Source organism: Haloarcula rara (assembly GCF_029338235.1).
In the GTDB taxonomy this organism is placed as follows: Archaea; Halobacteriota; Halobacteria; order Halobacteriales; family Haloarculaceae; genus Haloarcula; species Haloarcula rara.
This window is the reverse complement of record NZ_CP119785.1, coordinates 2,471,361-2,493,960: the sequence shown is the minus strand read 5'-3', so window position 1 is coordinate 2,493,960 and position 22,600 is coordinate 2,471,361. Positions and strand designations below refer to the sequence as shown.

The following is a 22,600-nucleotide window of genomic DNA, read 5'->3' as shown; positions in this document are numbered from 1 at the left end:
GCGCTTCACCCACATATAATCATATGTTAGTACAGTGTTAAAATTACCGTCAGCTCGAGAGAAACCTTCACTTGAACCGTTACAAGTCAGCCCAGTAACGCCTGATGGGTCGGCTTCATACAGCGGTCCTGTACCACGCGTCGCCCGGCTGCCTCGGCTCGGGCCACCGCCTCGTCGTCGTGGATACCAAGTTGAAGCCAGATGACGGCGTCGTCGTCCCGAGCGAGCGCCGCGTCGACGATATCGGCCACTTCATCGCTCGGGCGGAAGACGTCGACGATATCCACGTCACCGGGGATGTCGGCCAGACTGTCGTAACACTCGCGGTCGAAGATTTCGTCGGCGAAGGGGTTGACCGGCACGACGTCGTACCCGTGCTCTATGAGATACTTCGGTATCTCGTGGGCGTCCTTGCCGGCCGTCGTCGAACAGCCGACGACCGCGACGCGGTCCAGAGCGAGTATCTCACTGAGTTCGGCCTCGTCTGTGACAGGCATACACAGAGTTGTCCTCGGCCGAGGAAAATCATTTCGGCTGATACTGTCGGCTGTAACATTACGGAAGAATTCGGCGCCCCGAGGCGCCGAATATCTCCACGTACTTACAGCCAACAGTATGAGAGAACTCCGTCGGCGGTCGACAGGGCGAGGCGGCGGTTAGGAACCATTTACTCGGCAAATCACGGTGGTCAGACACCCGATGGCAAACACCCTCAGTCGTTGCGGCCAGCTGAGGGCCGGCCAGGCGCCGGGCGACACCGCTCGAGTGTGCGAGGGCGGGGTCCGACGGCCGCCTGCCCGGTGCCAGCGCGACGCCACTTCTGTTAAACCAAATGATATTTCGTCCGGGCAGCGGCGTGGTTTTCAGCTGGAAATTACACCGCTGTTGACACAGTCACTACTCGGTCAGACAGCTGGCGCGACGCAGTCACTAGAACTGCGACGACGAGCGGACCGGTCGATGCGACCGGTGAGCAAGCGGTCGCCCCGTCCCGACACGGCGAACCGGGACGCACGGCTGTTATCTGCATCATAGTAGCACCGTCCTTCCTGACGCTTCAGGCCGGTAACGGTACTGTTACCGCGCAGCTATACACGCTCGCATCGAACTGTACGGTGACAGGAACGTTATGCCTACCAGACCGACTGACACTGACGAGGGCCTGGCACCGGTCGACGCCGACAGCTTCGACCGGTACAGCCACCTCAAGACCGATAGCAGTGAGATAATCTACGACACTGAAAGCGACAACGCCTGGGTTCAGGCCGACAGCGCAGTTCTCTTAGACGAGTGGCGGTAAGGGCGGCCCCAGGACGGGACGGCTGACGGTTCCGTCGCCGCCCGACGCAATGTGCTTAACCGCCTGTAGTAGCTACGGAGTACCGATGAGCGACGGGGCGACTCAAGGACGCGACGCCTTCACCGAGCTGGGGCCGGCGGTCAGGAGCGCACTCTCCGAGCGGGGCTTTTCGACGCCGACCGAACCACAGCGGAAGGCCATCCCCACCCTCGCCCAGGGCCGGGACGCACTCGTCGTCGCCCCCACGGGCACCGGGAAGACAGAGACGGCGATGCTCCCGGTGCTGGATGCCCTCGCCAGCGAGACCGACGACCGTTTCGGCGTCGGTGCGCTGTATATCACGCCGCTACGGGCACTGAACCGGGATATGCGAGAGCGCCTGGAGTGGTGGGGCGAGACACTCGGCCTCGAGGTCGACGTTCGCCACGGGGACACCACACAGTACCAGCGCGGCAAGCAGGCAGACGACCCGCCGGACGTCCTGGTCACGACCCCGGAGACACTGCAGGCGATGCTGACGGGGTCGAAGCTGCGGGTCGCACTCGAAGACGTAGACCACGTCGTCGTCGACGAGGTCCACGAACTCGCCGCGGCCAAACGCGGCGCACAGCTGACCGTCGGGCTGGAGCGATTGCGGGAAGTGGCCGGCAAGTTCCAGCGCATCGGGCTCTCAGCGACCGTGGGGGACCCCGACGCCGTGGGACAGTTCCTCACCGGCGGCCGCCCCTGCTCGATAATCGAGGTGGATATCGGGAGCCGCCTCGACGTTCGAGTCGTCCGCCCGCGGGTCACCGACCGCGACGAACGGCTCTCCAGCGAACTCGTCACCGACGCCGAGACGGCCAGCCACGTCCGGTTCATCGACGACCTGATAGACGACCACGAATCGGTGCTGGTGTTCGTCAACACTCGCCAGACAGCGGAGGCACTGGGTTCGCGATTCAAGGAACTCGGGACGGACCTCGGGGTCCACCACGGCTCGCTGTCCAAGGAAGCCCGCATCGAGGTCGAAGACCAGTTCAAGGCCGGCGAGCTCGACGCGCTACTCTGTACCTCCTCGATGGAACTCGGTATCGACGTGGGACGGGTCGACCACGTGGTCCAGTACGGCAGCCCCCGGCAGGTCTCCCGGCTCGTCCAGCGAGTGGGCCGAGCGGGCCACCGACGCGACCAGCGCTCCTCGGGGACCGTCGTCACGACTCACGCCGACGACACCCTCGAAGCGCTGGCTATCGCCAGACAGGCCCGCGCCGGGGAGGTCGAACCGGCGGGAATCCACGACGGCAGCCTCGACACCGTGGCCAACCAGATTGCCGGGCTGGTGATGGACGCCGGCGAAATTCGGGCCAAGCGGGCCTACGAAATCCTCGCGCGGGCGTACCCGTTCCGTGACCTCGAGGAGGCACAGTTCAAATCGGTCGTCCGCGAGCTCGCCCGCAACAACGTCGTCTGGCTGGACGAGGACCACGACCAGCTAGAGAAGCGACGAGGCACCTGGCAGTACTTCTATCAGAACCTCTCGATGATTCCGGACGAGGCGACCTACGACGTCGAGGACGTCGCTTCCGGCAAACAGGTCGGGACCCTGGACGAGCGGTTCGTCGTCAACTTCGCGACGCCCGGCGAGGTGTTCGTCCAGCGCGGGGAGATGTGGCACATCACGACCATCGACGAGGAAGAGGAGACCGTCACCGTCTCGCCCATCGAGGACCCCGCCGGCGAAGTCCCGTCCTGGACCGGCTCGGAGATTCCGGTCCCGAAGGCCGTCGCCCAGGAAGTCGGCGAACTGCGGCGCGTCGCCGGGACGCAACTCCAGGACGGCGCGCCCCTCGACTCGGTCGCGAGCCACGTCGCCGGTCGCTACGACGCCGACGCCGAGACCGTCGCGGACGGCCTCTCGCAACTGGCCGGCCACGAGCCCCCGATTCCCGACGAGAACACGATGCTCGTGGAGTTCCAGGGCCGCGAAGTCGTGGTCAACGCCTGCCAGGGCCACAAGATAAACGAGACGCTCGGGCGCGTATTGTCTGCGTTGCTGGGCCAGCGGGTGGGGTCGTCGGTCGCGATGGACGTCGACCCCTACCGCGTCGAACTCGAGGTTCCGCGGGGTATCACCGCCGGGGACGTACTCGAGGTACTCGAGGAGACGGACCCCGACCACCTGGCCGCGCTGGTCGAGCTGAGCCTGAAGAACGCCGACGCCCTGAAGTTCAAACTGGCCCAGGTCGCCACGAAGTTCGGCTCGCTGAAACGGTGGCGCGGCCGCGGCTCGACGGAGTTTGGCCGCGACCGACTGCTCGCGGCGCTCGAAGACACGCCGATGTACGAGGAGGCCCTGCGCGAGGTGCGCCACGAGGACCTCGCTATCAGCGAGACGAGCGAACTGCTCGCGGACCTCCAGTCCGGCGCCGTCGCCCTGGAGACGGTGAGCGAGCACACCCCCATCGGCACCGGCGGACGCTCCTCGGGCCGGGAGCTGCTCTCGCCGGAGAACGCCGACGCCTCGGTCATCCAGACCGTGAAAGAACGCATCCAGAGCGACCGCGTCATCCTGCTGTGTCTGCACTGCAAGGAGTGGGACCGGCGCCAGCAGGTCGGCCGGGTGCGCGACCAGCCCGAGTGTCCCCAGTGTGGCTCGACCAGGGTGGCCGCCCTGAACCCCTGGGCCGACGAGGTAGTCACGGCGGTACGGGCCGACGACAAGGACGAAGAACAGGAAAAGATGACCGAGCGGGCCTACCGCTCGGGGTCGCTCGTCCAGACTCACGGCAAGCAGGCCGTCGTCGCCCTGGCGGCCCGCGGCGTCGGCCCGCACAACGCCGCCCGTATCATCAATCGCTTACGCGAGGACGAAGACGAGTTCTACCGGGACATTCTCCGGCAGGAACGCGAGTACGCGCGAACGCAATCTTTCTGGGACTGAGCGAACGCTCGGCGTTCGCGAAGGACGAAAGACGCGGAGCGTCTTTCGGGACTGAGTCGAGCCCCCGGCTCGACGAAAGACAGATGGCGCGTAGCGTCATCTGGAACTGCGCGAAACCTCCGATTTCGCGAAAGACGACAGACGACCGAAGGGAGTCGCACAGCATTGAGTGGACCCGAAGAGTCCACAGACCGGAAGCGGGCCCTCAGATACAGCACCGAAGACGAACACGACCATAGTAGTCACCAGAATTTATGGTGATTTGTCCACACAGATCACACAGTGATGATTAAATGAGTTCGACCGACGGCCAGGGAGACGAGGAGTACGGCGAGGCCGAAATCAACGACCGCGGTCGACTGACGATTCCCAAGGAACTACGTGACGAACTACAGCTCGATGCGGGGACGTCCTTTACCGTCGTACGAGAGGGAACCGATATCCGACTCGTCCGTGACCTCCCGGAGTTACAGACACTTTCCTCCGGAAAATCGAGGGACGAGTGGGGCGAGGACGCGTTCCGCGACGCCGGCGAGTCGACGTTCGGTGGCCAGTGATGCGGGTACTACCTGATATAAACGCGCTGTCGATTCAGCTCGTCGACGACCATCCGGGCCACGAGTACGTCGCGAGCGAGCTCGTGCCCGCGCTGGAGGGCGAGCGGACACTCCTGATGTTCGGGTATCTACCGCTTCGGGTCCAGTGGGTACTCGAAGACATCGGGTTCGAGACGGTCGAGGCGAGAAACGCGGTAAGTTCGCTACTGCAGTATCCGATGGAATCGACCACTGTCGACACGCAGACAGTCCTCGACGCCTACGAGATAAGCGCCGAGAAGAACCACGATGTCTACGACTGTTTCTACATTGCACTCGCCAGGCAATCAGAGGCCGACAGGGTCGTCACGACCGACCGGGATTTCGAGCGACTCTGTGCGGACGAGTCCTTTGAGTACGTGAACCCGGTCCCCGAGGCAGTTCTCTCGGAGTTTCACTCGGTCTCGCCCTGAGGCTCGGAGGCGTCGTCCTCCGGCTCGATACCCGCCCGCTCGTGGAGCGGCCCCGGTTCCCCGCGGGCCTGTCGAGCCGCCCGGCCAGCGACGCGGCGGGCCAGCAGGAGCGCGAGTGCTGCCGGGACAGCGAGAACTGCGACCGCGGCGGAGTTGCCCCCCAGCGCAGACGGCCCAGCCGACACCATGTCGTACGCCACAGCGACGACGACCGCGCCGATACCGCCGACCACGAGATAGAGGCCCCTGGAGAGCACCGCGCTCGGGTTCGGCAGCCGCGAGAGCGCTGCCGCCGGCAAGAGCCAGCCGGCCAGTCCCAGTCCGACAACCACCTCGGCGGGGAGGTCGGGAACGGCGATGACGGCCGCGTAGACGACGAGCGGCGCCACGGCGATACCGAGTGACAGCCCCGTCAGCACGACCGCCCAGCGGGGCGTCGTCGCACGCCCCGACTCGAAGGCCACGTCCATCCGTTCGTCGAGTAGCTCCACCACCTCCTCGGAGACCAGCTGCTCGTCACACTCCGGACAGTTCACCGCCGCCCGTTCCAGCTCGACGCCGCAGGCGGGACAGGTCAGCGATTCCGTCCCCTCGTCCATGGGCCGGTGTACTGGCGCCAGGGGCTTGAGTGGTCCGGCTTGTGTGGTCTGTCTCCCATCCATACTGGGCCCCGAGGTAGCTGTCCGCTTGCCGCCTGCCTGTGGTTGTCACTCCTGACCGTTAGAAGTAATTTATGCTGGTTGATACCCAGTGATTTGGGGGGCCATTTCATTCTGCTTTCCGACCAAATGTCACCTATGAGCTACACACGGCGATTCTGGCGCGACCGCCCGGCCAGCGACACGGCCGGGGGAACGCCCGTGACGGTGTCCCGTGTCGCGATACTGCTGCTTGCGGTCGGGTTCGCGGTCGGCAGACTGGCCGGAGTGGAGCTGTCGCTGCGCGTCCAGGCGGGCGTCTACCTGCTCGGGATGGTCGCGATGAACCTCCCCCACGGCGGGTACGAACACTTCGAGAACCTCAGACGACGAGCCGCGGCCTTCCAGCGGGGCTACGTCGGCGCGTATCTGCTCTCGGTCGCGCTGTTCGTCGGGCTCCTCCTGCTCGCCCCGGTCGCCGGACTGGCACTCGCGGTGAGTGTCGCGATGGCGAAAGGCGGCCTGGGCGGCCTGAAGGCCATGGACGCGCTGTACGGCACCGGCCACCTCCGGACGGGGCCACAGCGGTGGCTCGCCGCCGCGGTCCGTGGGGGGACGGTGATGATTGTCCCCATGGTATTCTGGCCGGAGACGTTCTATGCCTTCAGCAGCATCATGGTGAGCATCTTCGAGCCCGGTGCTCTCGCCGGTGTGGCCGGGGACCTCCAGGCGAGGCGGCTCGCACTCGGGGTCGGCTTCGGCGGCCTGCTCGCTACCCACCTCGGACTGGGGTACTGGCGGTCGGCCGGAACCGGCTCCTTCGTCGCCGACGCCGCGGAGACGCTCCTGCTGGTGACGTACTTCGCGGTCGTCCCCGTCGTCGTCGCGGTCGGGCTGTACTTCCCGCTCTGGTACTCGGCCCGACAGGTCGCCCGGACGACGGCCATCGACGACGAGGCCGTCGAGGCCGACGAACGCGGCTGGCTCGACTTCCTCGATGCCGACGACCCGCGGCTGGTCGCGCTGGGGGCGTGGGGCGTGCTCATCGCCGGCAGCATCGCCACGTTCGGGCTGGCGGCCCTCGTCTGGACGCTCGCCCCACAGCCGCTCGGCGGTGCCAGCCTGCTACCGGGGCTCGTGGCGTTCTGGAGCATCTTCGTGAGCATCATCGCGCTGCCACACGTCGTCGTCGGGGGGCTGGCAGACCGCGAGCGCGGCATCTGGTACGTCCCCTGACCGGTCGGCATAGCGGATAATCTACTACACGCCCATCACCAATGATTGATAACTCACCGCTTACCGAGGAGACAGTGACCGTCGTCGGTGGCGGTGTCGGCGGGCTGGCCGCCGCCTGTACGCTCGCCGACGCCGGCGCAGACGTGACCGTCCTCGAGCGGACCGACTCGCTCGGTGGGGTCACTAACCGGCTGGAGCTCGGCGAGTTTACCTTCGACACCGGCCCGTCGTGGTATCTGATGCCCGGGACCTTCGAACGGTTCTTCGACCACTTCGACCGGTCGGTCGCGGACTACTACGAACTCACGCGGCTCGACCCGCAGTACCGGGTCTTCTACAAGGACGGCGACCGGCTCGACATCGAACCCGACCTCGACCGGATTCGCGCCGTCTTCGAGTCCTACAAGGCCGGCGCCGCCGACGCCCTCGACGACTACCTCGCCGAGGCCGAGCGCACCTACGAGGTTGGAATGGAGCAGTTCGTCTACGAGGACCGGGCCAGGTTCCGCGACCTGCTGGACCCGAGCATCCTCAGGGCCGCCCCCGCGCTGACCCACCTCGGGTCGATGCAGGACTACGTCGCCGGCTACTTCGACGAGCCGAAGCTCCAGCAACTGCTCCAGTACACGCTAGTCTTTCTCGGGGGCTCGCCGCACAACACGCCGTCGCTGTACAACCTGATGACCCACGTCGATTTCCAGCTCGGCGTCTACTACCCGGAGGGCGGGATGTACAGCCTCGTCGAAGCGCTGTCCGCTCTCGGCAGAGAGCTGGGTGTCAGCTACCGGACCGGCGCGGAGGTGACCGGTCTCGACCCGGTCGATGGCGGCCTCCGCGTGGCGACCACCGGCGCCAGCCACGTCGCCGACAGCGTCGTCGCGAACGCGAACCCGGCCCACGTCGAGCGCGACCTGCTCGATGCCGACCAGCACGGTCGCGACCCGGGCTACTGGGAGGGGCAAACCTACGGCCCGTCGGCGCTCCTGCTGTATCTCGGCGTCGAGGGCGAAGTCGACCCGCTCGCTCACCACAGCCTCGTGTTCCCGACCGACTGGGACGCCCACTTCGAGCGCATCTTCGAGGCGCCTGGGTGGCCTGAGGACCCTGCGTACTACCTCTCGGTGGCGTCACAGACCGACGGGGCTGTCGCGCCCGACGGTCACCACGCCGTGGTCGTCCTCGTCCCCCTGGCCCCCGGGCTGGACGACGGTCCGGAGCGTCGGGCGGCGTTTCGCGACCGGATACTCGCCGACCTCGCCGAGAACACGGGTGTCGACCTGCGGGACCGCATCGTCGCGGAACAGTCGGTCTGTGTCTCCGACTTCACCGACCGGTACCGGACGCCGGGCGGCACTGCCCTCGGCCTCGCACACACGCTCGACCAGACCGGCCCGTTGCGCCCGTCACACCACGCGCCCGGTGTCGACGGCCTCTATTACGCCGGCGCGTTCACGTCCCCGGGAGTCGGACTGCCGATGGCACTCATCAGCGGCGAACACGCCGCGGAGGCCCTGGCCCGCGACGCTGGCCGGTCGCGACTCGACAGACTGGTCCCGAATCTATGAGTGGCCACGGCAGCTAGGTTCGAGAGAGAGGAGCTGGATTTGGATATGGCCACCGAGTCGACTACGGCAGCGACCGCGACCCGCGTCCTCTACGCCGGTGCGGTTCCGAGCGTCGGGCCGGGCCCCGAGGACATCGAAAAGCGACGCGAGAACCTCACTGTCGTCCAGCAGGCCGGTTTCGACGACGCCCTCGACCACGTCGAGCGCGGCGCCGTCGCCTGTGTCGTCGCCAGCCACACCGGCGAGGGCGGTGACGGGCTCACGTTCCTCGAGGCCCTTCGGCGAGAGCGCCCCGAGTTGCCCGTGGTGCTGGTCACGGCGACCGACGACGTCGGCGTCGCGCGGCGAGCCGTCGCTGCCGACGTGGCCGCCTTCGTCCCCGCAGCGGACGAGGACGCACTCGACGCCGTCCTCACCGCCGTCGACGAACACGCGGCGCCCGCCGCCGGGTCCGGTCGCCCAGTGTCCGACCTCTCGACGGCGGACGAGCGACGACTCAAGGAGCGCGTCCTCGACGAAGCACCGATCGGAATCACTATCTCCGACGCGACACAGCCGGACCGACCGATAGTCTACGCCAACGGTGCCTTCGAGGCTATCACTGGCTACCCGCCCACAGACGTGATGGGGGCCAACCACCGCTTTCTGCAGGGCCCCGAGACGGACCCAGAGACGGTCGCCGACGTGGCCGCCGACATCGAGGCCGAAAACGAGACACGGTTTGTCATCCGGAACTACCGGCGCGACGGGACGCCGTTCTGGAACCAAGTCGAGGTCACGCCGATACGCGACGGGAGCGGCGACGTGACCCACTACGTCGGCTTCCAGATGGACGTCACCGAGCGCGAGCGGGCGAAACGAGAGCTGGAGGCCGAACGAGTCGCGCTCGACCAGCTACTGGACCGCATCGAGGGACTGGCCAACGACGTCACCGAATCGCTCGTGCGGGCCAGCGACCGCGACGAGATAGAACGGCTCGTCACCGAGCGGTTCGGTGGCGGCGACGAGTACGCGACGGCGTGGCTGGGCCGCTACGACGCCGCCGACAGGGAGCTGTCACTCACCGAATGGGCCGGCAGGGAACGGGTCGGCAAGCCGCCGATCTCCCTCGACGGTGACGGGCCGACTGGCCGGCAACGACTCCTGGAGACCATCGAACGCGGGGAGGTACTGGCCGTCGAGGACACCACCGGGCTGCCCGCTCCCGAGACGGACGGGACGTGTCTCCTGCTCCCGCTGACCTACCGCTCCGTGACCTACGGTGTGCTGGCCGTCTTCGCTGACGACCGGGTCACCGGGCGCGAGCGCGTGCTCCTCGGGGCGCTGGCGCGGAGCATCGGCACCTCGATAAACGACGTGCTGACGAAACAGTCGATGGCCACCGACTCCGTCCGCACCGTCCGTGTCGGCCTGTACGACGAGCTGTTTCTCACGGATATCGCGCGGGAGCTCGACTGTCAGTTCGAACACGAGATACTGGTCGAAAGCGCCGACGACGGCGAGATACGCGAGCTCGTCAGCACCGACCAGGAGGACGCCGACGCCGTCGTGTCGGCAGCGGAGGCGCACCGCGACGTGCTCGCCGCCGAACCGCTGGTCACCGGAGACGAGGGCAGTGTCGTCGAGCTTCGGCTCGACGACTGGCCGCTCGTCGACCTCCTGTCGGAGTTCGGCGCCCGCCTCGGGTCGCTGTCGGCCGACGGCCAGCGCACTCACGTCGAGTTCAGCGCCGGCACCGAGAACAGTGCCCGGCGCGCGATAGACGCGCTCAGAGAGAGATACGACACCGTCGAGCTGCTCGCCTACCACGAGGACCAGCCACGAGAGACGGTCCAGGGGTTTCGCGAGTCGGTTCGGGACTACCTCACCGAGCGCCAGCTCACCGCACTGAAGAAGGCCTACGTCGGTGGCTTCTTCGAGTGGCCACGGGCCGTCGAAGGGCAACAGCTCGCGTCCTCGATGGATGTCGTCCCGTCGACGTTCCACCAGCACCTCCAGGCGGCCGAGCGGAAAGTATTCGCAGCCCTGTTCGAGGGGTGAGTCTGGCTGGCGGAGCCGCCGTCCTGTTCCGGACCGGCCTGTTCATGCGAAGCCAGGCGCTCGTGGCGAAACTGAGCACGGTTGCCAGCGGCGGCCACCATAAACGCCTAAACCGACCCCACCCGTCGGCTTGCCCATGCGACTGGAGGAGTACTGGGGGATCGGCCCGAAGACGTCCGAGCTGTTGACCGAGGAACTTGGCGTCGAGCGGGCCATCGGTGCCATCGAATCGGCGGATACGCGCACGCTCACGTCGGCGGGACTCTCTCGCGGGCGGGCGACGCGCATCCTCCGCCGGGCGACCGGCGCCGAGTCGATGGACCTGCTTGCCACCCGGGACACCCGCGACGTGTACAAGGAACTGCTGGACCTCGCCGAGGAGTACGCCGTCACGGCTGACGCGGCCGACCGCGTCCGCGTGCTGACGCCGCTGCCGACCCGCGAGCGCATGGACGACCGGCTGGACGACGTGCTGGCCGCCAGGGACACGTGGGCCGACCTCGACGACGGCGACCGCGAGGCGGTCCGTTCGGCCTTCGCGGACCACGACGCGGGCGGGGAGCGGGCGGCCGTCGAAACGGCCCTCGCTCTGCAGGCCACCGGTGTCGACGACGGCGTCTTCGAACGGGTGGCGGCGCTGGACGGCGACGCGCTCGAGGCTGCGCGGGCCGCGCTCGCCGGACTCGCGGGCGACGGTGACCGGGTGGGCTCGGGCGCCGACGACAAACTCGACGCGCTCCGGGACCAGCTCGGCCAGGTCGAAGACCTCGCGGCGGCGACGCCCGACGTGGTCGAGGCTATCAGAGACGGCGCCCGGCGGCCCGACGAGTTCCAGGACGCGCTGGTGCGACACGTCACCGGCGAGACGGGCATCGAGGGGGCTCGGGTCAGAGACGCGATGCCCGAGGGCGCGACCGACGCGCGGGACTTCGTCGACGCCGCACTCCGGGAGCTGCGCCGGTCGCTCGGGGAAGCCGTCGAGGACCGCGAGGAGGCCGTCGCCGCGGAGCTGAGCGAGGCCCTCGAAGACGCGCGTCCGACCATCGACGCGGCCGTCTCGGCGGTCGGCGACCTCGCGCTCTCGGTGTCGCTTGCCCGCTTTGCCCTCGCCTACGACCTGCGACGGCCGACCTTCGTCGACCGCGACACCATCGCGGTCAAGCGTGCCCGGAACCTCGCGCTCGCCGACGCCGACGGAGTCCAGCCCGTCACCTACGCCATCGGCGACCACACGCTCGACATCGACCGCGCGAACGCCCCGCCCAGCGGCGACCGCGTGGCGGTGCTGACCGGGGCCAACTCCGGTGGGAAGACCACACTGCTTGAGACGCTGTGTCAGGTGCAGTTGCTCGCCCAGATGGGCCTGCCCGTCCCCGCCGAGGCGGCGGAGGTCGGAATCGTCGACACCGTCGTCTTCCACCGCCGACACGCCTCGTTCAACGCGGGGGTGCTGGAATCGACCCTGCGCTCTGTCGTCCCGCCGCTGTCGGGCGACGACCGGACGCTAATGCTGGTCGACGAGTTCGAGGCCATCACGGAACCGGGGTCGGCCGCGAACCTGCTCCACGGCCTCGTGACACTCACCGTCGACCGGTCGGCGCTGGGCGTGTTCGTCACCCACCTGGCTGCCGACCTGGAGCCGTTGCCCGACGTGGCCCGGACCGACGGCATCTTCGCCGAAGGGCTCGACCCGGACCTGGAACTGCGCGTCGATTACCAGCCCCGGTTTGGCACGGTGGGCAAGTCCACGCCGGAGTTCATCGTCTCCCGGCTGGTCGCCAACGCCGGCGACCCCGTCGAGCGCAGCGGCTTCGAGACGCTAGCCCAGGCCGTCGGTGAGGAGGCCGTCCAGCGGACCCTCTCGGACGCGATGTGGACCGACGAGGAGTAAGCGGGCATAAGCCAAGGGTTCACGTGGGTGGGGAGCGAACTGTCCCGTGATGATAAAGCGCCTCCTTCCGGTCGGCTACGCGTGGATGGTCGTGCACGGACTGCTGTCGGTCTTTCTCCCGAAGCAGGCCATCAAACTGAACGGGAAGCTCCTGCTCCGTGGGTACGAGAACCCCGGAGAGCTCGAACCCAAGCAGTGGTACGTCCGTTCGACCCGCATCTCCGGGCTCGGGATGCTCGTCACCGGTGTGACGGGACTGCTGGCCGGCCAGCTCGCCGAGGACGAAGACGACGAAGAAGACGCGGCCGAGCTGCCCGACGAGTCGACCGACGACGAGCCGGTCGAACTCGATATCTAGGCGTCTCCCACGGGGTCGACGGACTCGACCTCGTTGACGCGCGTGATACCGAACCCGTCGGTGAGCTGCGTCGCCACCGCCGAACTGCGGGCCGACTCCGTCGTGCCACCGCTGGCCGCCGCCGGCAGTTCGAGCACTACGGCGACGTCAGCGTCGACGCGGATGTCCGTATGCCCCGGCCGCACGCTCGTCACACGGTGGACGGTCACCGAACGGACCGCGTCGACGGCGTCGAGCACACCGGCGACGCCGCTGGTGAGGTCTTCGGTCCCGCCGCGGGGAACCCGCAGCGAGACGTCGGCCGATGCCTCGACAGTGGTAGTCGCATGGAGCGACATAGGCCGGCGGCCGGAGTCGAACCGGTCTAGCCGAGCTCGCCAGTCGAGCCCGCCGGCGTGCTGGTCACTCGACCGTGACCAGCGAGAGACGATACCTCGCCGCAGTGGGCGTCGAGTGACGCCGTTCCACGGGTCGGTACGTCAGCGGGCGGGCAGGAACTGGCGGATGTGCCCAGCGCCATCCCGACCCGCAAAAGCGTCCCTGCCGAGACCGGTCGTACAACCGGCCTCGAGGACCACCTGCGCTGTGCAGGCGGCGGGCACGTGGTGGGTCGGGGTGGCGTGGTTCATCTGATATACCGTGTCATACAGAACGTTGTAGATTATTTCCGGATACCGCCGACCCGTGTCGGCGGCTACCGGTAAATCGCTACAACGTTCCGTATCAGCGTTCCTGACGTATCAAATTCTTCGCGTGGGCATATATTAAATATATTGCATATTTGGTAGCGAGTACCAAGGCGACCTGCAGCGAGAACGCACAGCCGACAGCGGTTCGAACGGGTGTCAGCGTCGGATTCGCTCGCCGCAGTTCGGGCAGAACGTCACCGAGTCGCGGGGTATCTCCTCCCCGCAGCTCCCGCACTCGTCGTCAGAGCTGCTCGCCCCGTCGGGCGAGAAGATGGCGGTGTCGTCGATCCAGCCGTCGTCCTCTTCTTCCTCGCGCTCGCCCCGGACGGCGGCCATCGCCTCGTCGTCCTCCGGAATCGGTTCGTCCGTCCTGAACACACGAGTGTGAGAGCTATCTTCGGTGTCAGCGGCCGTGTCTACAGTGGCCCCACTGGGCTGGGAATCGGTCGTCTCGGCGTCGGTCGACGACGAGTCCGTCGTCGTGGCGCTCGAGGCCTCGTTCGTCGAGGGTTTCGGCGGACCGGGACGGGAACTGTCCGCGACCGGCGGCATGATAGGGTAGCGCTGTTCGGCCCGCTTTACCGGGTTCGAGAGCGGGGCCTTCGCCCTGACCCGACGGGCGACGACCGCCTGTGTCACCAGATAGAGCCCGGAGAGCAGCGCCGGCACGGCGACTAGATATCCCGTCGCGGTGCCGGGGGCGATATCCGCGGCACCGAGCCCCGTCTCGACCACCGTCCCGACGCCGGCGTCCGTGACGCGTGTCCCGACCGGCCCCGGCAGGCCGGCGCCTGGACCAGCCAGGCGGCGGCGAGGGCAGCGGTACTCACTGCGGACAGGGCCGTAAACAGCGGCCTGTAGGAGAAACTGTACACGCGCCGGCCGAAGGCGACGGTCCTGACGAGCAGGTGGACGCTGGCGACTGTCATGAGGACCAGAACCGGCGTGCGCGGGCCGACAGCGACCGCTGCGCCCCCGGCCAGGAGCATGAGAACGCCCGACGGCGCTGGTAACACGCCGGGATGGTCGATACTGTACTGGCTCACGAGGTTGCCACTCAGATTCGAGAGCCGTCGGTCGAGCAGCCACGCCGCGGCCACAGCGGGCACGAGCAACCACGCGACCGCCGCGAGAACGACCAGTCCGGTCACCCCCGTTGACCCGATAGTCGTGAGACTCGTCGTGGCGAGTTCCGGTGTGAACGTATCGAGTGCGAGACCCGTCCCTATCACCCACACCCCATAGGTCAGGTAGCCGGCGAGAACGCCGCCGACGAGCCACCACTCGGTAGCGAGCACGGCGACGGAACGTCGCAGTTCCGCGGCAGGCGGGCGGTCCGACATTACATGGCTGTTTCCCTGTGGGAGCTTAATTCGTGTGGGTCAGGGCGCCTGAACCGTCACCGAGGCGACACCCGAGAGCTCCAGTTCGTCACCCGGTGCGACGGCCTCGCGGTCGCCTTTCTGCAGGGTCTGCCCGTTGATCTGGGTGGGGTTGTCGCCCAGGTCGAGCAAATAGAAGCTGTTCTCCTCGCGTACGAAGCGTACGTGTTCGCGGTGGATTCGGACGGCTTCGTCGTCCGGGCGGCCGGCCTCGGTGAGCGCGGCGCGAATCTCGCGCCCGACCGTGTCGCCGTCGTCGACGTGAATCTCACGGCCCTCGACTTCGAGGACGAGCGACTCCGGCGTCTCGGCAGGGTCGTCGTCACTGGCTTCGAGTGCGTCGATGGCGTCGTCGTGGTCGTCGGTGTCGCCCGCGCGATGAGCGTCGAGGTCCTCGCCGCAGTTCACACAGAAGTTGTCCTCGGGTTCGACGTCGGCCTCGCAGCTGGGACAGGCGTCGAGTTCGTCGGTCTCCTCGGCCGGGAGGTCCGAGACATCGGCACCACACTCGACACAGAAGTTGGCCGCTGCGTCGAGGTCGACACCGCAGTCGGGACAGTCGATGACGTCCGGCTCGGCCTCCTCGTCTTCGTCGGCGTCTGTCGCGTCGGCCTCGACAGCGTCGTCGTCTTCGTCGGCGTCTGTCGCGTCGGCCTCGACAGCGTCGTCGTCTTCGTCGGCGTCTGTCGCGTCGGCCTCGACAGCGTCGTCGTCTTCGTCGGCGTCCGTCGCGTCGGCTTCGACAGCGTCGTCGTCTTCGTCGGCGTCTTCGTCGACGGCGTCGTCGACCGCCTCGGTCACGTCGTCGTCCACCTCCGCAGCCGCTGGGTCGTCCGCTTCGGCGGTGTCGTCGACTGCGTCGGCGGCCTCCGCAGGCTCGTCCTCCTCGGCAGTGTCCTCGAGCGGGTCGGCGTCTACCTCGGCATCGTCTTCCTCGTCAGCTTCGTCCTCAGGTTCGTCGAAGAGGTCGACAGATTCGCTGTCCGCCTGTGCCTCCTGGGCCGGCGAGACGAAGCCGTCCTCCGGTGCTTCGCTCCCCGAATCGGTGCTTTCTGCCTCTCTAGCGTCGGATTCGTTACTCCCTTCGGTGTACTGCCACTCACCGCATTCCGTGTTTGTACACCAGCCGCCTGCAACTGTAGGGTCGAATTCGTCCCCACAGATAGGACATTCGACTGATTGCTTAGTGCTCGCGTCTGACATAGTCCTTCATGAGCGGCTTTTGCGGGGAGAAATAAAACATTTCCCCCCGTTAATCTTCAGTGAGGATGACTGTATCTCTCTCTGAAAGGTCTACGTCGGGGTCGGCCGCACGAACTGGGAGCCCCCCACTGGGGGTCGTCGGCAGCGTCTCATCCTCGAACAGGAGCACCGAGATGTTGTCTTTGCCCCCGCGCTCGTTCGACATCGTGGCGTACTCCCTGGCGGCGTCGTCAAGCGAGTCTGCCGAGAGCAGGACGTCGCGTATCTCCTCGTCGGTGACGACAGCGTCGAGGACGGTCTCGGCCATCTCCTCGGAGCGGTCGGCCTCGACGTACTCCTCGTAGAGCTGGGGCGCGTCGGTCTGGGCGTCGATGAGCCCGTCGCTGGTCGCGAGCACGGTGTCTTCGGCGAACAGCCGGACCGACCGAGTGTCGACCTCGACCATCGCGCGGTCGGGGTCCTCGTGACCGGAGCCGCCCAGCGCCCGCGTTATCTGGTTCCCGTCCGGGTGGACGTGTGCCTCGACGTCGTCTATCTCGCCCTGGTCTGCCCACTCCTCGACGACGGCGTGGTCCTTGGTGAGCTGGACGATTTCCTCACGGGCGTCGTTGACGAGATACGCCCGGCTATCGCCGACCCAGCCCAGGTGGAGCTGGCCGTCGGCGTAGACGCCGGCGACGACCGTGGTGTACGCCTGTGTCCCCGACTCGTCGGCATAGCGGATTATCTCTCGGTGAGCCTTGATGATGGCGTTTTCCAGCCCGGTCTGGATATCCTCGGGACCCATCGTCTCCGGCTGGACGGCCGGCGGGATGTCGATGTCGAAATCCTGGGGATGGCTCCGTGCCACGTGGATAGCCACCGGCGCGAGGTTCTCGGCGACGACCGTCGTCGCGATGTACGAGGCCACGTCGCCCGCGTCGTGGCCGCCCGCGCCGTCGGCCAGCACGAACACGCCCGCCGAGCGGTTGGCGGGCATCTCCGCCGGCTCGTCGTCGGTGTCAGCCTCGTCGGCCTCGTCCGCATCCCCGTCCGTGTCCCCGGCTTCGGCCGCGTCGTCGGGGCCCGGGTCGGCTTCCTCGTCGGCAGCGTCATCCGCGTGTTCGTCAGGGTCGACGGCTGTCGCGCCGGCCTCTGTCTCGGCCTCGTCGATGGCCGCCGCCACGTCCGCCGGTTCAGCACCCGCCTCGCCGTCGGTCTCGTCAGGGCCGGCGTCGTCCGACGCCGACTCTTCGGACTCGGTGTCGGCCTCGTCGTCCGCCGACTCTGGCGCCCGCTCACGAACCCGCGGCGGCCTCGTCTGTCCCAGATAGCCGTCCCGATGGCCCTGTTCGAAGATGGTCACCGAGAGGCTGTCCTCGTTGATTCCCTGTCCGCGCTTCCGGTCGCCGATGTCGTAATTCGTGGTGTATCGCATTGTTACTCCGTTTTGAACTCGAACGTGACGCCGTAGGTCGGGTGGACGAGCGAGATGAGGTCGCCGTCTTCCACCCGAATCGACTCCGGCGGCTCCTCCCCGTGACGGTCGGTGTAATCTTCGCCCTTCTCCTTGAGGCGGTCGCGACCGGCCCCACAGAGCACCCGTTGCCAGCCCGACCCCTGCTGGACGAACGTCCCGTTGAGGCTCCTGTCGACGAGATACCACTCGCCGCCCTCCGTCTCGAACTGTACCTGGACCGACGAGATGTACTCCCCCTGTGGGTCCTCGATGGTGATAGAGGCCGGCGGGCCGTTTGCCCCCTCGCGCCCGATGGTGTCGCCCGGTTCCACGGTGAACTGCTTGCCCGCCTGGATATACCGAATCGACGCCGTCGACGGCGGGGACGGGTCCTTCTCTTCCAGAACGTCCCGCAGCACGGTCGCGTTCCGGTAGCGATGGCGGTAGTCCGACTGGGTCGCCCGCTCGACGATCTCGGCCAGATAGTCGTCACAGTCGGCGCCGAAATCGTGCGGGTTGACGCCGTCTTTCTTCGGAACCGACCCCTTCAGCAGGAAGAGCAGTATCTTCCCGATAGAGTATACGTCGGACCACGGCCCCTGGCGCACGTCGGTTCGGCTGGCCTCCGCGACCTCGCGGGGTTTGAACGGTCCCAGGATGGTCGTCCCCTGGTTCCCCGTCGACGGATCACCCGTCGAGTCAAAGCCCGTCGCCGTGTTGAAGTCGATGAGCGTCGGCGTGATGTCGGGCTTCAACATGACGTTCTCGGGTTTCAGGTCCCGGTAGACGATCTCGTTCTCGTGGAGGAATCCCATCGCGTCCGCGAGGTCGATACCGATCTGACGGACCTGCTCGCTGTCCGCGATGGGGCCGTGCTCGTCGATGACCTCGTCAAGCTCGAGGCCGCCCTCGACGAGTTCGACGACGAGGAAGGGGACGTCACGGAACCGGACTTTGTCGTAGAGGTCCATCACGTTCTCGTGACCGCCCGCCGCGGCGATGCGCTCTAAGGACTCCGCCTCCTTCTCGAAGTACTCCTCGATGACGGACTCGTCGTTCTGTGACTCGGTGTAGTTCGGGTGTTTCAGGACGACCGTGTCGCCGGTGTCCCGGTCGGTAGCCCTGTACGCCTTCGCGAACCCGCCCTTGCCGAGAAACTCCTCGAGTTCGTACCGGCCGGCGATTACGTCGCCCGGTTCGGGTTCCCACGGCATCGCTCAGGCCTCGGTAGCTGCGGCCGCGACCCCCACGCGCGGCGCTGTCACTTCTGGATGCCCTCGTCTGTGACTATCTTCGTGGCCCGGCTCTGCTCCTCGCGGCCGCCCTCCATGACGATCTGGGTCTGGCGCTCGGCGGACTGGACGGCCTCCGTATCGGCCCCGTGAATCCGGGTCATCTGCTCGATCTGGGTCTGGGCCTCGGCGACGTTGCCCTTGCCCAGCTCGGTCTGGATGACGGTCTGTTTGTGGTCGATATCTATCTCCTCGTTGTGCTGCTGGAGCAGCTCCTCGTCGTCGCTGTACTCCACGGAGAGGGTCGCCGTCGCCGTCTCGCCGCCGGCCGTAAGCGTCACGTCCGCGAGCCGATGCTCGCCCAGCGGTCGCGCTGGTGCGTGAATCTTCAGGACCACCCGCTGGGTCTCCCGGTCCAGCAGGTCGGGCAGCTTGATGACGGCGCTGTTTGCCTCCCACTCCGGCGAGACCTCCTGTGTCTGGGGCAGGGCGCGGTACACCTCACTGACCTCGACGCCGTCGGCGATGTCGAGTTCGAGTTCGGCGTCGGGGGCGACGACGCTGCCGGCCTCCTCGACCGCGTCGCCGAAGAACTGCTCGATGTCGCCCGAGGCCTGCAGATGCGTCCAGTCGCCGCGGGCGACGCTGCCCAGCTTTCGGATGGTCTCGCTGCGGTAGTCCTCGCCGATACCCGCCGATTTGATTCGGATGCCGGCGCTGTCTATCTCGCGGGCGAGCGTCTCGAACGCCGGCGGGTCGTGGGTGTTGTCCTTCCCGTCGGAAAGCAGCAGGACGCGACGCGCGGTGTTCTCGTCCGACGGCAGGTCTTTGAGCGTGTCTGCCGCGGCCTGCAGCCCCTGGTACATGTCAGTCCCACCACCGGCCTGAATGTCGTGGACCTTCTCGACGGCGTCTTCACGGGAGATATCGCCCCAGCGGGTCGCGTCAAGCACCACGTCGACCTCGGTGTCAAAGGCCACGATGGAGACGTAGTCGTCGTCGTTGAGCAGGCCAAACACCCACTCGGCCCCGCCGCGAGCGCGGTCCATGTTTCCGCCCTCGTACATCGAGCCGCTCGAATCGATACAGAGCGCGATGTGCCGGACGGGCTCTACGTCCTGCTCGCCGGGTTCGACTTCGATTTCGGCGGTCAGCTTCGCTCCACCGGCGGGAACGTACGGTCGGTTCACGTCGGTCACGACGTTCGCTGTCATACTGCTAGGTCCATCTTGAGAGCTAGTTATAAGTTTTCCCTCCGTAGGTGGTGAAAACTCCGCAAACGGTGGACCTTCAATAATCCTTAATAGGATTATCCCCTTTTCTTAATATATGACCGTCGTCAGCGTCTCCATGCCCGAATCGCTCCTCGAACGCATCGACGAGTTCGCCGAGGAACACGGCTACACCGGCCGCAGCGAGATTATCCGCGAGGCCAGCCGTAATCTGCTCGGCGAGTTCGAGGACAAGCGCCTCGAAGGACGGGAGCTGATGGGTATCGTCACCGTCCTGTTCGACTACGACACCACCGCCGTCGAGGAGAAGATGATGCACCTGCGCCACGAACACGAGGGGCTGGTCGCCTCGAACTTCCACAGCCACGTCGGTGAACACCGCTGTATGGAGCTGTTCGTCCTGGAGGGAACGCTCGAAGAGATATCGACGTTCGTCGGCAAAATCCGCGCGACCAAGGACACGCTGAACATCGACTACTCGGTCGTCCCCGTCGACGAGTTCGGGACGTTCACCGATATCGAATAGTCAGCCCTCCACCTTCCGACCGACCCACAGCAACGTCCCGACCAGCGCGAGCACGGTCAGGGGCAGCAGCCACTGGAACAGCGTCAGGACGGTCGCGCTCGCCTGCAGGCCAAGAACGATGAGTACTGTCGGGCCGCAGCAGGCAAACCCCGAGAGGATGCCCGGTAGTCCCGCGGCCGCGCCGTCGGCGGGCTCGACCCCGATACTGTCGGGGTTCGCGTAGACGTACCCCGTCGAGCGTGTCGAATCCGCCACGGCGACGTGGTCGGTCCCGTCGATGGCGCCCGTCAGCACGCGCTCGGAGAGCAAGGATGCTTTATCGAACGCGAGCGCGCCCGCGAGCGGTCGCGTCCCGATGACGACCCGCTTTGGCGGCGCGCGGTCGTCCGACACCAGCGGCTCGAACAGCGTCTCCTCGTTCGCGTAGTAGCCCGCGGCGGGTTGTACTGGCCGTACGGGTCAGAGCCGTAGCGGCGCTGGAACCCCGTCTCCTCGGTGAGCACGACGGTGTCCGGGTACGCCGCCCGCCACTCGCCCCAGGTCGTCTAGACGACCCGGAACTCCTCGAGCGTCTCGCCCTTCCCGGGCCCCCGTATCGCCGTTGCGACCATCTGGGGCCACCAGCTGTCGGTGTCCCGGTCGTACATCGTCAGGTTGGAGTTGACGAGCCGTCCGGAGACGCCGAAGTTCGTCTCCCCGTGCTCGAATCCCTGCGCGGTGCCGGTGAGCGGACAGCACGTCACCGCGACCGGGTCGCCCCTGACGGTGTCGTTGACGATTTCGTGGTGGACGAGGATGTACTGCGGGTAGGCCTTCGCCTCACCGTCCCATTCGACGCCATACACCACGTCGTCGTCGGCGAGCGACGCTGCCTCGGCCGGCTGGAACGTCGGCTCGTCCACGGCCGGAATGCCGTCTTTCGGGACGCCGCCGTCCGTGATGTTCTCGTTCAGCGCGTCGAGTTCGTGGCCGATGTAGAGCTCGCCCTCGGACACCGGTGGGCCCGGCCCGCTCGGTGTCCTCCCGTCGGACAGTCCGTCGACGACTCCCCCACTACAGCCGGCGAGGGCGGCCGCGCCGGCCGCCCCCAGCGTCTCGAGCCAGGCCCGGCGTGTGCGTTCCATACTCACACGTACGCCGGTCGTCCACAAAATCTCGCGGTGACCCCTCAGTAACCGGGTTTAGGCTTCCTCACCGACCAGCCCGGCGACCAGCTCGGCCACCGCCTCGAGCTCGTCCTCGTTGACGCCGTGACCCATCCCCTCGTAGATACGCTCGTCGACGTCGCCGTTCAGCAGCTCGAACGCTTCGCTCGTCTCCGTTACTCGTTCCAGCGGGATGTGCGGGTCGACGTCGCTACAGCCGACGAACACCGGCGTCCCCTCGATGTCCCCGTCGTAGCTCGTCGGGTCGACCGTCTCGCCGATGAGTCCGCCCGATAGCACCACCAGCCCGCCGTATCGCCGGGGATTGCGCGCGACGTACTCGCTTGCGAGACACGCGCCCTGTGAGAAACCCAGCAGGAGGACGCGCTCGCGGTCGATACCGGCCTCGGCCGCCTCGTAGACGGCGTCGTCGACGGCCTGCAACCCAGAACTGCGCCCCGGCTCGTTGCGCTCGACGGGCGCCAGGAAGGAGTTGGGATACCAGGTGTTACGTGCGGCCTGGGGGGCAAGCAGCGCCACGCCATCGCGGTGGACCTCCTCGCCCATCTGGACGATGCTCCGCGCCGTCGCGCCCCGCCCGTGGACGAGGATCATCGCCGCCGTCGCCTCCTCCAGCGGCGTGCCGGCGGTGACGAGCTGTTGGTCCTGATGTGGTCCGTCGGTCATGCGGACCTCCCGGCCGTCGCGTTCGTCGGTCGGTACCTAGCCCTGCGGGCGACACTGCGAGTCATACGCGTGCTAACGCCGGCTATCCATTTGAGTGGCCGGTAAC

General features: G+C 67.0%; 20 protein-coding genes and 2 pseudogenes. 10 read left to right on the top strand and 12 right to left on the bottom strand.

Annotated features, from left to right (window positions below; translation table 11 throughout):
• Positions 1-86: 86 nt before the first annotated feature.
• Positions 87-497 (bottom strand): CoA-binding protein, encoded by a 411-nt coding sequence (locus tag P1K32_RS13220; protein WP_276250181.1) that lies wholly within the window; start codon positions 495-497, stop codon positions 87-89.
• Between the two features lie 632 nt (positions 498-1,129).
• Here P1K32_RS13220 and P1K32_RS13215 point away from each other — a divergent pair.
• The 4 genes from P1K32_RS13215 (at position 1,130) to P1K32_RS13200 (ending at position 5,232) form a co-directional block, all read left to right on the top strand.
• Entirely contained in the window at positions 1,130-1,300 is a 171-nt protein-coding gene (locus P1K32_RS13215) for a DUF7331 family protein (RefSeq protein ID WP_276250180.1), read from the top strand.
• 85 nt (positions 1,301-1,385) lie between these two features.
• Positions 1,386-4,223 (top strand): DEAD/DEAH box helicase, encoded by a 2,838-nt coding sequence (locus P1K32_RS13210; protein WP_276250179.1) that lies wholly within the window; start codon positions 1,386-1,388, stop codon positions 4,221-4,223.
• Between the two features lie 293 nt (positions 4,224-4,516).
• Positions 4,517-4,780, top strand: a complete 264-nt coding sequence (locus P1K32_RS13205) for an AbrB/MazE/SpoVT family DNA-binding domain-containing protein (RefSeq protein ID WP_276250178.1) — start codon at positions 4,517-4,519, stop codon at positions 4,778-4,780.
• Positions 4,780-5,232 carry a type II toxin-antitoxin system VapC family toxin gene (locus P1K32_RS13200; RefSeq protein WP_276250177.1) on the top strand — a complete coding sequence of 151 codons (453 nt, stop codon included), beginning with the start codon at positions 4,780-4,782 and terminating at the stop codon, positions 5,230-5,232. Before P1K32_RS13205 ends, P1K32_RS13200 begins: the two co-directional genes overlap by 1 nt.
• Here the strand turns inward: P1K32_RS13200 and P1K32_RS13195 are convergent.
• Entirely contained in the window at positions 5,214-5,831 is a 618-nt protein-coding gene (locus P1K32_RS13195; RefSeq protein WP_276250176.1) for a zinc ribbon domain-containing protein, read from the bottom strand. The genes P1K32_RS13200 and P1K32_RS13195 overlap by 19 nt on opposite strands.
• A gap of 198 nt (positions 5,832-6,029) precedes the next feature.
• On the opposite strand from P1K32_RS13195, the gene P1K32_RS13190 reads away from it, so the two are divergent.
• From P1K32_RS13190 to P1K32_RS13170, 5 genes are all read left to right on the top strand, one after another.
• Entirely contained in the window at positions 6,030-7,106 is a 1,077-nt protein-coding gene (locus tag P1K32_RS13190) for a Brp/Blh family beta-carotene 15,15'-dioxygenase (protein ID WP_276250175.1), read from the top strand.
• Positions 7,107-7,147: 41 nt separating this feature from the next.
• Positions 7,148-8,671, top strand: a complete 1,524-nt coding sequence (locus tag P1K32_RS13185) for a phytoene desaturase family protein (protein WP_276250174.1) — start codon at positions 7,148-7,150, stop codon at positions 8,669-8,671.
• 45 nt (positions 8,672-8,716) lie between these two features.
• A complete protein-coding gene (locus tag P1K32_RS13180) occupies positions 8,717-10,711 on the top strand; it encodes a bacterio-opsin activator domain-containing protein (protein WP_276250173.1) in 1,995 nt (664 codons plus the stop codon).
• A 136-nt stretch (positions 10,712-10,847) separates the two neighbouring features.
• Positions 10,848-12,602, top strand: a complete 1,755-nt coding sequence (locus tag P1K32_RS13175) for a MutS-related protein (protein ID WP_276250172.1) — start codon at positions 10,848-10,850, stop codon at positions 12,600-12,602.
• Between the two features lie 49 nt (positions 12,603-12,651).
• Positions 12,652-12,960, top strand: coding sequence for a DUF6199 family natural product biosynthesis protein (locus P1K32_RS13170; protein WP_276250171.1), 309 nt, complete (start codon positions 12,652-12,654; stop codon positions 12,958-12,960).
• On the opposite strand, the gene P1K32_RS13165 is transcribed toward P1K32_RS13170, so the two are convergent.
• The 7 genes from P1K32_RS13165 to P1K32_RS13135 form a co-directional block, all read right to left on the bottom strand.
• A complete protein-coding gene (locus P1K32_RS13165) occupies positions 12,957-13,298 on the bottom strand; it encodes a hypothetical protein (protein ID WP_276250170.1) in 342 nt (113 codons plus the stop codon). The two genes, P1K32_RS13170 and P1K32_RS13165, sit on opposite strands and share 4 nt — an antisense overlap.
• Before the next feature lie 507 nt (positions 13,299-13,805).
• Positions 13,806-14,384 (bottom strand): zinc ribbon domain-containing protein, encoded by a 579-nt coding sequence (locus tag P1K32_RS13160; RefSeq protein ID WP_276250169.1) that lies wholly within the window; start codon positions 14,382-14,384, stop codon positions 13,806-13,808.
• Positions 14,324-14,992, bottom strand: a complete 669-nt coding sequence (locus tag P1K32_RS13155) for a hypothetical protein (protein WP_276250168.1) — start codon at positions 14,990-14,992, stop codon at positions 14,324-14,326. The genes P1K32_RS13160 and P1K32_RS13155 overlap by 61 nt, the downstream gene beginning before the upstream one ends.
• Positions 14,993-15,031: 39 nt before the next feature.
• Positions 15,032-16,234 carry a double zinc ribbon domain-containing protein gene (locus P1K32_RS13150; RefSeq protein WP_276250167.1) on the bottom strand — a complete coding sequence of 401 codons (1,203 nt, stop codon included), beginning with the start codon at positions 16,232-16,234 and terminating at the stop codon, positions 15,032-15,034.
• A gap of 49 nt (positions 16,235-16,283) precedes the next feature.
• A complete protein-coding gene (locus tag P1K32_RS13145) occupies positions 16,284-17,651 on the bottom strand; it encodes a PP2C family protein-serine/threonine phosphatase (RefSeq protein ID WP_276250166.1) in 1,368 nt (455 codons plus the stop codon).
• Positions 17,652-17,653: 2 nt separating this feature from the next.
• Complete coding sequence (locus tag P1K32_RS13140) at positions 17,654-18,886, bottom strand: protein kinase domain-containing protein (RefSeq protein ID WP_276250165.1); 1,233 nt, start codon at positions 18,884-18,886, stop codon at positions 17,654-17,656.
• A gap of 47 nt (positions 18,887-18,933) precedes the next feature.
• A complete protein-coding gene (locus tag P1K32_RS13135; RefSeq protein WP_276250164.1) occupies positions 18,934-20,118 on the bottom strand; it encodes a vWA domain-containing protein in 1,185 nt (394 codons plus the stop codon).
• Positions 20,119-20,233: 115 nt separating this feature from the next.
• Between P1K32_RS13135 and P1K32_RS13130 the strand changes: the two genes are divergently transcribed.
• A complete protein-coding gene (locus P1K32_RS13130) occupies positions 20,234-20,662 on the top strand; it encodes a CopG family ribbon-helix-helix protein (RefSeq protein WP_276250163.1) in 429 nt (142 codons plus the stop codon).
• Here the strand turns inward: P1K32_RS13130 and P1K32_RS17805 are convergent.
• The 3 genes and pseudogenes from P1K32_RS17805 to P1K32_RS13115 form a co-directional block, all read right to left on the bottom strand.
• Positions 20,663-20,854 (bottom strand): annotated as a pseudogene (locus tag P1K32_RS17805) (hypothetical protein); the annotation flags it as partial.
• 99 nt (positions 20,855-20,953) lie between these two features.
• A pseudogene (locus P1K32_RS13120) lies at positions 20,954-21,786 on the bottom strand (DUF3179 domain-containing protein); the annotation flags it as partial.
• Positions 21,787-21,843: 57 nt separating this feature from the next.
• Positions 21,844-22,494, bottom strand: a complete 651-nt coding sequence (locus P1K32_RS13115) for an alpha/beta hydrolase (protein ID WP_276250161.1) — start codon at positions 22,492-22,494, stop codon at positions 21,844-21,846.
• Positions 22,495-22,600: the final 106 nt, after the last annotated feature.

Coding starts and splice junctions, on each gene's coding strand:
- P1K32_RS13145 (WP_276250166.1), bottom strand. CDS start 17,651: ATGCGATACACCACGAATTACGACATCGGCGACCGGAAGCGCGGACAG.
- P1K32_RS13195 (WP_276250176.1), bottom strand. CDS start 5,831: ATGGACGAGGGGACGGAATCGCTGACCTGTCCCGCCTGCGGCGTCGAG.
- P1K32_RS13190 (WP_276250175.1), top strand. CDS start 6,030: ATGAGCTACACACGGCGATTCTGGCGCGACCGCCCGGCCAGCGACACG.
- P1K32_RS13205 (WP_276250178.1), top strand. CDS start 4,517: ATGAGTTCGACCGACGGCCAGGGAGACGAGGAGTACGGCGAGGCCGAA.
- P1K32_RS13170 (WP_276250171.1), top strand. CDS start 12,652: ATGATAAAGCGCCTCCTTCCGGTCGGCTACGCGTGGATGGTCGTGCAC.
- P1K32_RS13220 (WP_276250181.1), bottom strand. CDS start 497: ATGCCTGTCACAGACGAGGCCGAACTCAGTGAGATACTCGCTCTGGAC.
- P1K32_RS13155 (WP_276250168.1), bottom strand. CDS start 14,992: ATGTCGGACCGCCCGCCTGCCGCGGAACTGCGACGTTCCGTCGCCGTG.
- P1K32_RS13115 (WP_276250161.1), bottom strand. CDS start 22,494: ATGACCGACGGACCACATCAGGACCAACAGCTCGTCACCGCCGGCACG.
- P1K32_RS13210 (WP_276250179.1), top strand. CDS start 1,386: ATGAGCGACGGGGCGACTCAAGGACGCGACGCCTTCACCGAGCTGGGG.
- P1K32_RS13140 (WP_276250165.1), bottom strand. CDS start 18,886: ATGCCGTGGGAACCCGAACCGGGCGACGTAATCGCCGGCCGGTACGAA.
- P1K32_RS13175 (WP_276250172.1), top strand. CDS start 10,848: ATGCGACTGGAGGAGTACTGGGGGATCGGCCCGAAGACGTCCGAGCTG.
- P1K32_RS13130 (WP_276250163.1), top strand. CDS start 20,234: ATGACCGTCGTCAGCGTCTCCATGCCCGAATCGCTCCTCGAACGCATC.
- P1K32_RS13135 (WP_276250164.1), bottom strand. CDS start 20,118: ATGACAGCGAACGTCGTGACCGACGTGAACCGACCGTACGTTCCCGCC.
- P1K32_RS13215 (WP_276250180.1), top strand. CDS start 1,130: ATGCCTACCAGACCGACTGACACTGACGAGGGCCTGGCACCGGTCGAC.
- P1K32_RS13150 (WP_276250167.1), bottom strand. CDS start 16,234: ATGTCAGACGCGAGCACTAAGCAATCAGTCGAATGTCCTATCTGTGGG.
- P1K32_RS13200 (WP_276250177.1), top strand. CDS start 4,780: ATGCGGGTACTACCTGATATAAACGCGCTGTCGATTCAGCTCGTCGAC.
- P1K32_RS13165 (WP_276250170.1), bottom strand. CDS start 13,298: ATGTCGCTCCATGCGACTACCACTGTCGAGGCATCGGCCGACGTCTCG.
- P1K32_RS13185 (WP_276250174.1), top strand. CDS start 7,148: ATGATTGATAACTCACCGCTTACCGAGGAGACAGTGACCGTCGTCGGT.
- P1K32_RS13180 (WP_276250173.1), top strand. CDS start 8,717: ATGGCCACCGAGTCGACTACGGCAGCGACCGCGACCCGCGTCCTCTAC.